At 74.1% G+C, this 13,663-nt stretch carries 13 protein-coding genes; 10 read left to right on the plus strand and 3 right to left on the minus strand.

Annotated elements, in window-relative coordinates; translation table 11 throughout:
- The first annotated feature begins 231 nt into the window (after nucleotides 1-231).
- Nucleotides 232-981 (plus strand): tetratricopeptide repeat protein, encoded by a 750-nt coding sequence (locus EES42_RS13890; RefSeq protein ID WP_206433502.1) that lies wholly within the window; start codon nucleotides 232-234, stop codon nucleotides 979-981.
- A gap of 55 nt (nucleotides 982-1,036) precedes the next feature.
- On the opposite strand, the gene EES42_RS13895 is transcribed toward EES42_RS13890, so the two are convergent.
- On the minus strand, nucleotides 1,037-2,314 hold the full coding sequence (locus EES42_RS13895; RefSeq protein WP_124718546.1) for a DUF1015 family protein: 1,278 nt from the start codon (nucleotides 2,312-2,314) through the stop codon (nucleotides 1,037-1,039).
- Between the two features lie 72 nt (nucleotides 2,315-2,386).
- On the opposite strand from EES42_RS13895, the gene EES42_RS13900 reads away from it, so the two are divergent.
- Nucleotides 2,387-3,415, plus strand: coding sequence for an HAD hydrolase-like protein (locus EES42_RS13900; RefSeq protein WP_124718547.1), 1,029 nt, complete (start codon nucleotides 2,387-2,389; stop codon nucleotides 3,413-3,415).
- 166 nt (nucleotides 3,416-3,581) lie between these two features.
- The gene (locus EES42_RS13905; RefSeq protein WP_124718548.1) at nucleotides 3,582-4,412 is read left to right on the plus strand and encodes an ABC transporter ATP-binding protein; all 831 of its coding nucleotides are present in this window, start codon (nucleotides 3,582-3,584) and stop codon (nucleotides 4,410-4,412) included.
- Nucleotides 4,413-4,415: 3 nt separating this feature from the next.
- On the opposite strand, the gene EES42_RS13910 is transcribed toward EES42_RS13905, so the two are convergent.
- Nucleotides 4,416-4,763: an SCP2 sterol-binding domain-containing protein gene (locus EES42_RS13910; protein WP_124718549.1), complete on the minus strand. Its 348-nt coding sequence runs from the start codon at nucleotides 4,761-4,763 to the stop codon at nucleotides 4,416-4,418.
- 55 nt (nucleotides 4,764-4,818) lie between these two features.
- Here EES42_RS13910 and EES42_RS13915 point away from each other — a divergent pair, with 55 nt between their 5' ends.
- From EES42_RS13915 to EES42_RS13940, 6 genes are all read left to right on the plus strand, one after another.
- Nucleotides 4,819-5,124 (plus strand): hypothetical protein, encoded by a 306-nt coding sequence (locus EES42_RS13915; protein ID WP_241196454.1) that lies wholly within the window; start codon nucleotides 4,819-4,821, stop codon nucleotides 5,122-5,124.
- 7 nt (nucleotides 5,125-5,131) lie between these two features.
- A complete protein-coding gene (locus EES42_RS13920; protein WP_124718550.1) occupies nucleotides 5,132-5,947 on the plus strand; it encodes a TlyA family RNA methyltransferase in 816 nt (271 codons plus the stop codon).
- The gene (locus EES42_RS13925; protein ID WP_072484231.1) at nucleotides 5,944-6,849 is read left to right on the plus strand and encodes an NAD kinase; all 906 of its coding nucleotides are present in this window, start codon (nucleotides 5,944-5,946) and stop codon (nucleotides 6,847-6,849) included. Before EES42_RS13920 ends, EES42_RS13925 begins: the two co-directional genes overlap by 4 nt.
- Nucleotides 6,850-6,957: 108 nt before the next feature.
- Complete coding sequence (recN, locus tag EES42_RS13930; RefSeq protein ID WP_206433470.1) at nucleotides 6,958-8,703, plus strand: DNA repair protein RecN; 1,746 nt, start codon at nucleotides 6,958-6,960, stop codon at nucleotides 8,701-8,703.
- A gap of 113 nt (nucleotides 8,704-8,816) precedes the next feature.
- Nucleotides 8,817-9,518, plus strand: a complete 702-nt coding sequence (locus EES42_RS13935) for a hypothetical protein (protein ID WP_241196387.1) — start codon at nucleotides 8,817-8,819, stop codon at nucleotides 9,516-9,518.
- Between the two features lie 186 nt (nucleotides 9,519-9,704).
- Nucleotides 9,705-10,799 (plus strand): glycosyltransferase family 4 protein, encoded by a 1,095-nt coding sequence (locus EES42_RS13940; protein WP_124718551.1) that lies wholly within the window; start codon nucleotides 9,705-9,707, stop codon nucleotides 10,797-10,799.
- Nucleotides 10,800-10,811: 12 nt separating this feature from the next.
- On the opposite strand, the gene EES42_RS13945 is transcribed toward EES42_RS13940, so the two are convergent.
- On the minus strand, nucleotides 10,812-12,437 hold the full coding sequence (locus EES42_RS13945; protein ID WP_124718552.1) for a PucR family transcriptional regulator: 1,626 nt from the start codon (nucleotides 12,435-12,437) through the stop codon (nucleotides 10,812-10,814).
- Between the two features lie 219 nt (nucleotides 12,438-12,656).
- Between EES42_RS13945 and EES42_RS13950 the strand changes: the two genes are divergently transcribed.
- Entirely contained in the window at nucleotides 12,657-13,517 is an 861-nt protein-coding gene (locus EES42_RS13950; RefSeq protein ID WP_124718553.1) for a sulfurtransferase, read from the plus strand.
- The last annotated feature ends 146 nt before the right edge of the window (nucleotides 13,518-13,663 follow it).

The following is a 13,663-nucleotide window of genomic DNA, read 5'->3' on the forward strand; positions in this document are numbered from 1 at the left end:
GACGACAGCCGTGGCGGCGGCTCCGGCGGTGGCTTCCGTCGGGACGACAGCCGTGGTGGGGGATACCGCGGGCAGCGGGACGACCGTGGGGGCCGGGGCGGCTACCGCGGGCGCGACGACCGTGGTGGGTACGAGCGCCGGGACGACCGGGACCGTGAGCCGATCAAGCGGCTTCCGATTCCCGAGGACGTCACCGGTGACGAGATCGACAAGGATGTGCGGCAGGAGCTGATGAGCCTGCCGAAGACCCTGGCCGAGGACGTCGCGCGCAACCTCGTCATGGTGGCCCGGCTGATCGACGAGGACCCGGAGCAGGCGTACGCGTATTCGCGGATCGCTCTGCGGCTGGCCTCGCGGGTGGCCGCGGTGCGTGAGGCGGCCGGGTTCGCCGCGTACGCCACGCAGAAGTACTCGGAGGCGCTGGCGGAGTTCCGGGCCGCCAAGCGGATGACCGGGTCCGTGGAGCTGTGGCCCGTCATGGCCGACTGCGAGCGTGGACTCGGGCGGCCCGAGCGGGCGATGGCCATGGCCGGCGAGCCCGAGGTGCAGAAGCTCGACAAGGCCGGACAGGTCGAGATGCGCCTGGTGGCTGCCGGGGCCCGCAGGGACATGGGGCAGCTCGACGCGGCCATCGTCACTCTGCAGAGCTCCGAGCTCGCCTCGAACGCCGTGCACCCGTGGACGGCCCGGCTGCGCTACGCGTACGCCGACGCGCTGCTGGCGGCCGGGCGCGAGGACGAGGCGCGTGAGTGGTTCGGGAAGGCCCTGGAGGCCGACAAGGACGGCTCCACCGACGCGTCCGACCGGCTCGCCGAGATGGACGGCGTCGAGTTCGTCGATGCCCTCGACGAGGATGAGGACGAGGACCGGGCCGCGATCGACACCGACGTGGCCTCCGAGTCCGCTGCCACCGCGAAGGGCGGAGACAGCGACGACGATGACGGTGACGACGATGACGAGGACCGTCCGTCGGAGGCGTAAAGCATGAGAGAGGGCGGCACCCCGTGGGGGTGCCGCCCTTTTTTGTTGCTGTGGGTCAGTCGAGGTCGAGGCTCCGCAGGACCAGGCCGGTGGCCGGCTTGGGGCCGAAGGAGGTCGACTTGCGGGGCATGGTGACTCCCTGCCGGGCGAGATCCCGGACGACCTCCTCGCGTACCGGATGCATCAGGACCGCCGTCGCGCCGTGACGTTCGGCCTGTTCCACGGCGGCTGCGGTGTCGTGGATGTACGCGATGTGCTCCGGGGCGTCGGGAATCCGCCAGATGTGGTCGAGCAGGACCGAGTGCAGGACCGTCGCGTCGAGGGCCTGCCAGGCGGCCGGCCGGTCGGCGCGAATCGTGCGGGACAGCAGAGCGGGGTCGGGACGGTCGACGAGATGGAAACCACCGTCGCCCGCCAGCAGGAACGCGTTGCCTTCGGCGGCCGCCTCGGCGAGCGCGTCCAGCGCCATGGGGAGCGGCACGTCCAGGTCGCGGATGCGGAACAGGTCGTCCAGCGCGGCGAGGGCGTCGGCGACCGGGAGGCGGTGCAGCAGCCGGTGTATCGCCCGGACCCGGAGCGGGTAGCGGGCCGTGTCGACCAGGAGGACCAGGCCGAAGTCCCAGGGGCCGGGGGCGGTGTGCTCCTGCTGGAGGCGCAGATAGGTGGCCCAGCGGTGGTGGCCGTCGGCGATCAGGGCCTGGTGGCGGGCGAGATCCGTCTCGATCTCGGCCCGGTCGGCCGGGTCGGTGACCGCCCAGAGCCGGTGGTGGTAGCCGTCCTCGGTCGTGGTGGCGAGTAGCGGTGGGCGGTCCGTGGTCCGCTCGATGACGGCGGTCGCTCCCGGGCCGTCGTCGTCGCTGCGGTAGGTGAGCAGCAGCGGTTCGAGATGGGCGGCGGTGGTGCGCATCAGATCGGCCCGGTCCTCGACGACATGGGCCATCACGTCCTCGTGCGGCAGCACGATGCCGTCGGCGGGGGCGGACAGCGCCAGCGCCCCGACCACGCCGCGTTGCAGGATCTCGGCGTTGCGCTGCTCGTAGACGTACAGCGAGGGCTCGCTGTCCGGTGCGAGGACGCCCTCGGACAGCCAGTGCTTCAGGGTCTGTGCCGCCTGCTGGTGGCGGGCCGGCGCCGTGTCCGCCTGCGGCAGGATCAGCCGGACGATGTTGTACGGGTCCGCCGACTCCAGGTGGTGCAGACCGTCGGGGCGCACGACGACGTCGTACGGCGGCGAAGTCACCGCGGCGAGACTGCTGACCCGCTCGGGGACGTAGCGCAGCCCGCGGAACGGAATCAGACGCAGTCCCTGGCCGGCCGGACCTGATGTGTTCATTTCTGCATCGTATGTGCGCGGCCGGGATGCGCGATGATCGGAACGGAAAGCATGGGACGAGGAGCGCAAAGAATGAGTCAGGCGAGCAGGACCAGGCCAAGCGGCAGCAGCACCGCGTTGAACGAGGCGTACGACACGGCGCTGCTCGATCTCGACGGGGTGGTGTACGCGGGCGGTCACGCGATCGTGCACGCCGTCGACTCGCTGGGGGAGGCGCGGGACGGCGGGATGCACCTGGCGTACGTGACCAACAACGCCCTGCGGACGCCGGCCGCGGTGGCCGCCCACCTGACCGAACTCGGCGTACCCGCGGAGCCCGCCGATGTGATCACCTCGGCGCAGGCGGTGGCCCGGCTGATGGCCGATCAGCTGCCTGCCGGGGCGCGGGTGCTGGTGGTGGGCGGTGAGGGGCTGCGGGTCGCGCTCCGGGAGCGCGGTCTGGTGCCGGTGGAGTCGGCGGACGACGAGCCGGTCGCGGTGGCGCAGGGGTACGGCGGCCCCGACATGGCCTGGGGGCGGTTCGCCGAGGCCGCGTACGCGATCGCGCGCGGGGTGCCGTGGTTCGCGTCCAACACGGATCTGACGATTCCGAGCGCCCGGGGCATCGCACCGGGCAACGGCGCGGCGGTGGAGGTCGTACGGATCGCTACCGGGGCCGAGCCGCAGGTGGCCGGAAAGCCGCTGCCGCCGATGCACCGGGAGACGGTGCTGCGGACCGGAGCCGAGCGCCCGCTGGTGGTCGGTGACCGGCTGGACACGGACATCGAGGGCGCGTTCAACGGCGGGGTGGACTCCCTGCTGGTGCTGACCGGGGTGACGGACGCGGCGCAGCTGGTCGCCGCGCCGCCGGAGCACCGGCCGACGTACGTCGACGCGGATCTGCGGGGGCTGCTGACCGGGCAGCCCGAGGTGGCGGAGAGCGGCGAGGGCTTCCGGTGCGGGGGCTGGACGGCCTCGGTGCGCGGGGACGAGCTGGTGCTGGCGGGGGACGGCGACGTACTCGACGGGCTGCGGGCGCTCTGCGGGGCGGCGTGGACGTACGCGGGGGACGGTTCGTGCGGGCTGGACGCGGGCAAGGCGGTCGCCAGGCTGGGGCTGTGACGCGGGGCTCCCGGCGAATCAGGGGCTCCCGGCGAAATCGAGGGCTCCGGCAAGAACGGGGGCTCCCGACGACACCGACGTAGAGGAGGGTAGGCTTACCTAACTTGCCCCTGTTCGGTGTGTCGTCGTCCCGCACCCGATCACCTCCGGCTCCGGGAGTACGACCATGCAGCGCCTCACCGCGGACTCGGTGACCCTCGGCTACGACCGGCGGGTCATCGCGGAGAATCTCTCGGTCGAGATTCCCGACAACTCGTTCACGGTGATCGTCGGCCCCAACGCCTGTGGCAAGTCGACCCTGTTGCGCGCGCTCTCGCGGATGCTGAAACCGGACAGCGGGCGGGTGCTCCTGGACGGGCAGGCGATCCACGCGATGCCCGCGAAGAAGGTCGCCAGGACGCTGGGGCTGCTGCCGCAGTCCTCCATCGCGCCGGACGGGATCACCGTCGCCGACCTCGTCGGGCGCGGCCGGTACCCGCACCAGGGGCTGCTGCGTCAGTGGTCGCCGGACGACGAACGCATTGTCGAGGAATCGATGGCGGCGACCGGAGTCGGCGAACTCGCCGATCGCTATGTCGATGAATTGTCCGGCGGTCAGCGGCAGCGTGTCTGGATCGCCATGGCGCTCGCGCAGCAGACCCCGCTGCTGCTGCTCGACGAGCCGACGACGTACCTCGACATCCAGCACCAGATAGATGTCCTCGACCTCTGTGCGGAGCTGCACGAGACGCAGGGGCGCACTCTGGTGGCCGTCCTGCACGATCTGAATCACGCCGCGCGGTACGCCACCCACCTCATCGCGATGCGGGAGGGCGAGGTGATCGCGGAGGGTGCCCCGGGCGAGGTGGTCACCGCGGAACTGGTGGAGCGGGTCTTCGGGCTGCGCTGCCAGGTCATCGACGACCCGGAGACCGGAACCCCGCTGGTGGTGCCGGCCGCACGCAGGCCGCGCCCGTCCGGCGACGGCGGCGGCCTGATCCCCGCCGCGGCGAGCTGACTCCTACAGCAGCGACCTGAGCCTCAGCAGGTCGCGGAAGCCGGCCTCCAGGCGGACCCGGCCCGAACCCCACGCCTTGGCGAAGTTCAGCTCGCCGTCCACCATGGCCACCAGGTCGTCGCCGGTCATCGCGAGCCGGATCTCGGCCTTCTCGCGGGGCGGGCCGTCGACCGTGTCCAGGACCTGGATCCGGCCATCTGTCAGCCGCCCGGTGAAGGTGATGCCGAGGTCCTTGATGTGGCAGCTCAGCGAGCGGTCGAGCGCGGCCGCGCCGCGCACGTCGCCGTCGGCCCCCGCGAGGTTGTCGGAAAGTCTGTCGAGTGCGCTGCGGCACTCCGCCATGGTCGCCATCGTGATCGACGGTACCGCAGCCCTTCGCGGTAGCGTTTCCCGCATGAGCGACTCGATGCCGGAACCGGCGACGGCAGCCGGAACAGTGCCCGGGAACGGGGCGGAGGACCCGGCCGCCGTGGCCCCGCTCGACCCCGCCGCGCCCGCGCCCCTCGGCGTCGTACGCACCCCCACGGGCAACGCCGGGGTGGACGCCGGGCTGGAGCGTCTCGCCGACGCGGACCACCTCCCGGCGGACGGACACATCGAGGTGTACGAGGATGTACACCGTGGGCTGCGCGAAACGCTGACCGCGCTGGACGCCGGGCCCGCACCCGCACCGGTACCCGCACCGATGCCCTCGTACGACAACAGGAGCTGAACCGAACGTGGCAAGAGTGGCCCGTCGCCGCCTCGACGCCGAGCTGGTACACCGCAAGCTCGCACGCTCGCGCGAGCACGCGAGCCAGCTGATCGCCGCAGGGCGGGTGACCGTCGGGGGGAACACCGCGACCAAACCCGCCACCCAGGTCGAGACCAGCGCCGCCGTCGTCGTGACCGAGGACGACAGCGACCCCGGGTACGTCTCGCGCGGCGGGCACAAGCTCGCGGGCGCGCTCGCCGCCTTCGTGCCCCTCGGGCTGGAGATCGAGGGCCGGCGGGCGCTGGACGCCGGGGCGTCGACCGGTGGCTTCACCGATGTGCTGCTGCGGGCCGGAGCCGGCCATGTCGTCGCCGTCGACGTCGGCTACGGGCAGCTCGCCTGGTCGCTCCAGTCCGACGAGCGGGTCACCGTCAAGGACCGCACCAACGTCCGTGAGCTGACGGTGGAGGCGATCGACGGACAGCCGGTGGACCTGGTGGTCGGCGACCTCTCGTTCATCCCGCTGGGCCTGGTCCTGCCCGCCCTGGCCCGCTGCACCGCCCCCGACGCGGACCTGGTCCTCATGGTCAAGCCGCAGTTCGAGGTGGGCAAGGAACGGCTGGGCAGCGGCGGCGTGGTGCGCAGCCCCGAACTGCGGGCCGAAGCGGTACGGGAAGTGGCGCGCCGGGCCTGGGCGCTGGGGCTCGGAGTGCGGGGGGTGACGGCGAGCCCGCTGCCCGGGCCCGCCGGGAACGTCGAGTACTTTCTCTGGCTGCGGGCAGGAGCACCTGAGCTGGATCCCGCAGATGTCGACCGTGCAGTGGCGGAGGGGCCTCGTTGACGACGAATGCGGCACGAACTGTCTTTCTTCTGGCACACACCGGCCGTCCGGCCGCGATCCGCAGTGCCGAACTGGTCGTACAGGGGCTGCTGCGTAGCGGCCTGGGCGTGCGGGTGCTGGCCACCGAGGCGGCCGATCTGCCGCTGCCGCCGTCCGTGGAGACGGTCACGGACACCACGCCCAAGGCTGTGGACGGCTGTGAACTGCTGATCGTGCTGGGCGGGGACGGCACGCTGCTGCGCGGCGCGGAGTTCTCCCGCGCCTCCGGGGTGCCGATGCTCGGCGTCAACCTCGGCCGGGTCGGCTTCCTCGCCGAGGCCGAGCGGGACGATCTGGACAAGGTCGTCGACCGGGTCGTCACCCGGGCCTACCAGGTCGAGGAGCGCATGACCCTCGACGTACTGGTGCACAGCAACGGCGACATCGTGCACACCGACTGGGCGCTGAACGAAGCGGCCGTGCAGAAGGTGTCGCCCGAGCGGATGCTGGAGGTCGTGCTGGAGATCGACGGCCGCCCCGTGACCGGGTTCGGCTGCGACGGGATCGTCTGCGCGACCCCGACCGGATCGACCGCCTACGCCTTCTCGGCGGGCGGTCCCGTCGTCTGGCCCGAGGTCGAGGCGCTGCTGATGGTGCCGATCAGCGCCCACGCGCTGTTCGCCAAGCCGCTGGTGACCTCCCCGACGTCCGTGCTCGCCGTCGAGGTCCAGCAGCACACCCCGCACGGGGTGCTGTGGTGCGACGGCCGCAGGACCGTGGAACTGCCCGCCGGCGCCCGGGTCGAGGTGCGGCGCGGTGCGGTGCCGGTACGGCTGGCGCGGCTGCACCACGCCTCGTTCACCGACCGGCTGGTCGCCAAATTCGCCCTGCCGGTCTCGGGGTGGCGGGGCGCCCCGCACTGACCGTCGGACATTCCCCCGGAGGTGTTGCGAATGGATCGTGAATACACGGGAGAGTGAGCCCCGGGAGGCGGGGTCCGTCGCACATCGGCGCCCGGACCTCGTAAGGTCGTGTCCGTGTTGGAGGAGATGCGGATACGGTCGCTCGGAGTCATCGACGACGCGGTGGTGGAGCTGTCACCCGGTTTCACCGCGGTGACGGGTGAGACCGGCGCGGGCAAGACCATGGTCGTCACCAGCCTCGGGCTGCTGCTCGGCGGGCGTGCCGACCCCGCCCTGGTACGGATCGGGGCCAAGGCCGCCGTCGTCGAGGGGCGGATCACGGTGTCCGGCGGCGACACCGTCGCCCTGCGGGCCGAGGAGGCCGGGGCCGAGATCGAGGACGGTGCGCTGCTGATCAGCCGTACCGTCTCCGCCGAGGGGCGCTCCCGGGCGCATCTGGGCGGCCGGTCGGTGCCGGTCGGGGTGCTCGCCGAACTCGCCGACGAACTCGTCGCCGTGCACGGCCAGACCGACCAGCAGGGGCTGCTCAAGCCCGCCCGGCAGCGGCAGGCGCTCGACCGCTACGCGGGCGACGGCGTCGCCGGGCCGCACGCGAAGTACGCGGCGGCCTACCGGCGGCTGCGGGCCGTCGTCACGGAGCTCGACGAGCTGACCACACGGGCCCGGGAACGAGCCCAGGAAGCCGATCTGCTGCGCTTCGGGCTGGGCGAGATCGCCGCCGTCGAACCGCTGGCCGGTGAGGACGCCGACCTCGCCGCCGAGGCCGAACGGCTCGGCCACGCCGAAGCGCTCTCCTCCGCCGCGGCTCTCGCGCACACCGCGCTCGCGGGCAATCCGGAGGACCCGGAGGGCGTCGATGCCACGACCGTGGTCGCGGCCGCCGGACGGTCCCTGGACGCCGTGCGCGCCCACGATCCGGCACTGGCGGCGCTCGCCGACCGGATCGGCGAGATCTCGATCCTGCTCTCCGACGTGGCGGGCGAACTGGCCGGGTACGCCGACCAGTTGGACGCCGATCCGCTGCGGCTCGCCGCGGTGGAGGAGCGCCGCGCCGCGCTCACCGCGCTCACCCGGAAGTACGGCGAGGACATCGGCGCCGTGCTCGCCTGGTCCCAGGAGGGCGCCGCCCGGCTCACCGAGCTGGAGGGCGACGACGACCGGATCGGCGAGCTGACCGCCGAACGCGACGCGCTGCGGGACGAACTCTCCGGCCTCGGGCAGGCGTTGACCGACGCGCGCAACCGGGCGGCCGCGCTCTTCGCCGAGGCGGTGACCGCGGAGCTGGCCTCGCTGGCCATGCCGCACGCCCGGGTCTCCTTCGACATCCGGCAGACCGAGGCGGCCGACGAGGCGTCCGGCATCGAGATCGACGGGCGGAGCGTGCTCTACGGGCCGTCCGGCGCCGACGAGGTCGAGCTGCTGCTGGCCCCGCACCCCGGTGCCCAGCCCCGGCCGATCGCCAAGGGGGCGTCGGGCGGTGAGCTGTCGCGGGTGATGCTTGCCGTCGAGGTGGTCTTCGCGGGCGCCGACCCCGTACCCACGTACCTGTTCGACGAGGTCGACGCGGGAGTCGGCGGCAAGGCCGCGGTCGAGGTCGGACGGCGGCTCGCCAAGCTCGCCAGGTCCGCCCAGGTCGTCGTCGTCACACACCTGCCGCAGGTGGCGGCCTTCGCGGACCGGCAGTTGCTGGTCGAGAAGACCGTCGACGGATCGGTGACCAGCAGCGGGGTCACGGTCCTGGAGGGCGAGGACCGGGTGCGGGAGCTGTCCCGGATGCTCGCCGGCCAGGAGGACTCCCAGACCGCACGGGCCCACGCGGAGGAGCTGCTGGCCGCGGCCCGGGCCGACGGGTAGCGGCCCCGCCCGCCGGGTGGCCCCGGTGGGCCGCTGCGTAGTGTGGCGGGCATGGGAGCAGCGCTGAGCAGGGCCGTGAAGTCCGGTGCCGTGCCGCCGTCGTCGCGGGGGGTGTGTACCGGGCGCTGCGGGCCCGGCAGCGCCCGCACTGGCAGCGCACCAACCACGTGGGCCGGACCGTCGATCTGTACGCGGGTCCGGCCGCCGTCCTCGGTACCGCGGCCGGAGCGGCCGTCCTCCCGCTGCCGGCCCGTACCCGGTGTGCCGCCGTACTTGCCGTGCTGGCGGCCGGCGGCTGCGGTGCGTACGACGATCTTGCCGGGGCGGACGATCCGCGCCGCGGGTTCCGCGCCCACCTCGGGGCGCTGCGGGAGGGCGAGGTGACCTCCGGCGCGGTGAAGCTCCTGGGGATCGGGGCCGCCGGGATCGCGGCCGGTGCGCTGCTCAAGGAGCGGCCCGTCGACCGGGCGCTCGCCGCGGTCGTGATCGCCGGGACCGCCCATCTCGTCAACCTGACCGACGTGCGGCCCGCGGCCGCCGCCGCCACCGTCCTCGCCCTCGGGGCCCCCGGCCTGCCGGGCGGGCTTGCCGCCGCACCGGTGGGTGCCGTGGCCGCGCTCGCCGCCGACGACTTGGGGGAGCGGACCATGCTCGGGGACACCGGGGCCCATGCCCTGGGGGCCGGCCTCGGGGTCGCGATCGTCGCGGGCCGCGGCCGGGCCGGACTCGCCGCGCATGCCGCGGGGCTGGTCGCCGCGGCGGTGTACGGGGACCGGATCGGCCGCCGGATCGCCCGGACGCCGGCGGACCGCTGACGGAGGGACCGCAGGGGCGGGCGCGGCAACGACATGCCCGTTTCTCACCCGGGCGAGTGATAGGCCGGGTCCGGTTGTTGCGGTGCGGGCCGCAACAACGGCTCGATTGTGCCGGAACGCGCGTACGGACTGGCATCCTTGGCGGTGCCCAAACCGCCGACTCGGGAGCCCCGGGAGCCAATCAACGTGTCACAGCTGCGTACGGTCCAAGTCCTGGGCGGCGGCAGCGCGGGCAGCAGTGCCCACGTCAGCTCGCTTGCCGCGGGACTCGTGGCGAGGGGCGTGCACGTCACCGTCTGCGCCCCGGCCGAACTGGACCACGCCTACGACTACTCCGGCACGGGCGCCGCTTTCGCGCCGGTACCCCGGCGCAGTGATCCCGCCGCCGTCGCCGCCCTGCGCGCCGCCTGCCAGACGGCGGACGTCGTCCACGCGCACGGACCGCACGCCGCCGTGCGCGCGGCCCTCGCGCTCGGCGGCCGGCGCGTCCCGCTGGTCGTCACCTGGCACGCCCGCGCGCACGCCGAGGGGGCCCGCAGTCGGCTGATCCGGCTGATGGAGCGAAGAGCCGCCCGGGCGGCGGCAGTTGTGCTCGGCACGACCTCAGACCTGGTCGACCGGGCCCGGCACCGGGGCGCGCGCGACGCACGGCTCGCACCGGTCTCCGCCCCCGTCCCCCGACTGCCCGCCGCCGCCCACGCGGGCAAGGCGCGGGCCGAACTCGGGGTGGTGGAACGGCCGTTGATCATCGCCCGCGGAAGTCTCGTACCGCATCACGGGTACGGGTCACTGCTGGACGCCGCGCGGCTGTGGCGCGAGCTGGACCCCGCGCCGCTCCTGGTCGTCGTGGGCGAAGGCCGCGAACGGGCCGCCCTCCAGCGCCGGATCAGGAACGAGGAGCTGCCCGTACGGCTCATCGGCAGCCGCGACGACTACGCCGAACTGCTCGCCGCCGCGGATCTGGCCGTGCTGTGCAGCAGCTGGGAGGCGCGTTCGGTGTCGGCCCAGGAAGCGCTGCGGCTCGGTGTCCCGCTGGTCGCCACCGCGGTCGGCGGTGTGCCCGAACTCGTGGGTGACGCGGCGGAACTCGTGCCGTACGGCAACGCGGAGGCGCTCGCGCGGGCGGTGGTCAGGCTGCTCGGGGACCCCGGGCGGCGCGCCGAGATGGCGGCCGCCGGGCTCGCGCAGGCCGCGAGCTGGCCGACCGAGGACGACACGATCGCCCAGGTGCTCAGCGTGTACGACGAGTTGACCCAGCCGCTGGCGGCGCGGACGCGGTGAGCCGCCGCCCCGCTACGAGGTGTGGCGGCGGGCCCGGAGGGCCAGGCTCAGCGCCAGTACCGCCTGCGGGTCGTCCAGGTCGGTGCCGAGCAGCTCGCCGATGCGGGCCAGCCGGTTGTACAGCGTCTGACGGTTCAGATGGAGTTCGCGCGCCGTCTCCGCCTTGCGCCCCGCGTGGGCCAGATACGTCTCCAGCGTCGGCAGCAGCGCCGGGCGCGAGGTGCGGTCGTGATCGCGCAGTGGGCCGATCGCCCGGTCCACGAACGCCGCCAGGTCCGGGTGGTCGCGCAGCCGCCACAGCAGCAGATCGATGTCGAGGCGCCGGGCGTCGTACCAGGGCCGGTCGCTGAGACCGTGCGCGGCCGTCGCCGTCTCGGCGGCGTGCCGCAGCCCCGCGCCGGCCGCCGCCCAGCCGCCCGCCACCCCCACCACCACGACCGGCGGATGAGACCCGGCACGCTCCAGCCCGGCGCGCTCCACACCGGCCCGCAGCGCCGCCGCGACCCGGTCCGCGACCGCCGTGCGCTCCGTCTCGGACCGCAGCCCCAGCAGCACCGGAACCCTGCCCTCCACGGGCCGCACGCCCAGCAGCACCGGCACCCCCACCGACGAGAGTTCCTCCAGCACCGCCCGCGCCAGCAACGCCCAGTTCCCGGACAGCGAAAGCTCGGGGGCCAGCCGCATCACCACCGGCAGCAGTGGCATCTCGGCCGGCTTGAAGCCCAGTACGCGGGCCTGCGCGGGCGCGTCCTCCGGCGTGATCCGGCCCTCGGCGAGATCGGTCAGGAAGTCGCCCCGGCCGCGGGCCGCGAGCTCCTCCTCCTGGCGGGCCTGCATCAGCACCACGGCGAGAATGCCCGCCGCCCGCTCCGCCGCCATCCGGTGCACCGTCACCAGCGGCCCGGCCACGGCCAGCAGCACCAGCCTGGCCCGTACCGAACCGGAGCCGGGGCCGCCGCCCGGCACGTCCACCAGCACCGAACCGGTGGGCGGGGTCTCACGGGCCGCCCGCCCGCCGCGCATCCCGTCCCACACCTGGAGCGGATCGGCGCAGACCGGGCCGGAGCCGGGGCCCGCCGCGTACAGCAGCTGGCCGTCCGCCGTCTCCAGGAAGACCGGATTGGCCGCGAAGTCCGCCAGGATGCCGAGCACCTGCGGCACCCCGCCCCCGCCCAGGAGCGCCTCCGTACACCTGCGGTGCACGTCCTCGGCCTGCCGCAGCAGCGCGTAGTGACCGTTGACGATCTCGGTGTGGATCTCCTCGGTCACCGTCACGAACGGCACCTCGCGGTGCAGCTGCACAAGCGGCAGCCCCGCGGCGCGGGCGGCGTCCACTATCGACGCGGGCAGTCTGCTGAAGCGCGGCCCGAGCTCCACCACCAGGGCGGCGATGCCCCGGTCGGCGAGCCTGCGGACGAAGGCGCGCTGCTCGGCGGGGCGGGTGCCGAGCCCGAGCCCGGTGGTGAGCAGCAGTTCACCGCCCTTGAGCAGCGAGGCGATGTTCGGGACCTCGCCCGCGTGCACCCAGCGCACCGTACGGTTCAGCCGGTCCGCGCCGGCCACCACCTCCGGGAGCCCGCCGCGCAGCCCCGGCAGTTCGAGGGCTCGCTGCACGGTGATTCCGCCTTGCGTCTCCACTGGCTCTGGCCTCGCGTTTCCACTCGGATCGGACGGCGGTCGCCCCTGATTCAGGAAGGTACCGGCCCCGGCCGCCGGAGGCGTCGCCGGGGGAGCCACCGGGGGAGCTGTTGACACGGGACGAGCGCCGCTGCGATCTTGTGGACGCCGTGCGGTCCGGGCCGATCGGCCCCGGCACGCCGGGCGGCCCCGACAGCCGGAACCGGACCTGGAGCAGACATGGGCGACGACGTGCCGGCGTACCCGAGCGGTCCGGAACTCCCCGGCCCGCTGGTCGGGGTCGACTGGCTGGCGCGGCGGCTCGGCCGGCCGGGACTGGTGGTGCTCGACGCCTCGGTCGGCGCGCACCGGGGCGGCGAGCGGCGGATCCCGGGAGCGCGGGCCTTCGACATCGACGGGGCGCTGTCCGACCACTCCGGCCCGTTGCCCCACACGATGCCCGGGGCCGGCCGGTTCACCGAGGAGCTGCGCTCCCTCGGCGTGAACGGCTCCGACACCGTCGTCGTCCACGACGGCGCGGGAATCTACTCCAGCGCGCGGGCCTGGTGGATGCTGCGGGCGATGGGCTTCGACCGGGTCGCGGTGCTCGACGGCGGCCTGCCCGCCTGGGCCGACGCCGGACTGCCGCTGGAGGACACCCTGCCCGGGCCCGCCGTCGAGCCCGGCGACTTCACCGCACGGCCGCGCCCGGGCATGTTCGTCGGCGCCGACGAGGTGGCGGCGGCGCTGGCCGACCCGGCCGCGGTGGTCCTCGACGCCCGTGCCCGGGAGCGGTTCACCGGCACCGTCGCCGAACCCCGGCCCGGACTGCGCGCCGGGCACATGCCGGGGGCGGTCAGCCTGCCCTTCGGAGAGCTCCAGCGCGCCGGGCGGATGCGCCCGGCGCACGAGCTGCGCGCCGTGTTCGCCGCCCTCGCCGGAGAGCGCGAGCGGCTGGTCGTCAGCTGCGGCTCGGGAGTCACCGCGTGCGTCCTGGCCCTGGGGGCCGAACTGGCGGGGTACCGAGGACAGGCCGTGTACGACGGGTCCTGGAGCGAATGGGGGCTGCCGTCACGGCGGCCCGTGGTGACCGGGGCGTAGGGCCTGCCCGGCTGATCAGGGCCGGACCGACGCGCCAGGCCCTTCCGCGACGTCCCTTCCGCGACGTTCCTTCCGCGACGTCCCGCCCGCGCCGGACGCCGCAGGGCCCGCTCTCCGGGCGGACGACGGGACTCCGCGGACGCGCA

It is taken from the genome of Streptomyces sp. ADI95-17 (assembly GCF_003846175.1).
GTDB classification, from domain to species: Bacteria; Actinomycetota; Actinomycetes; order Streptomycetales; family Streptomycetaceae; genus Streptomyces; species Streptomyces sanglieri.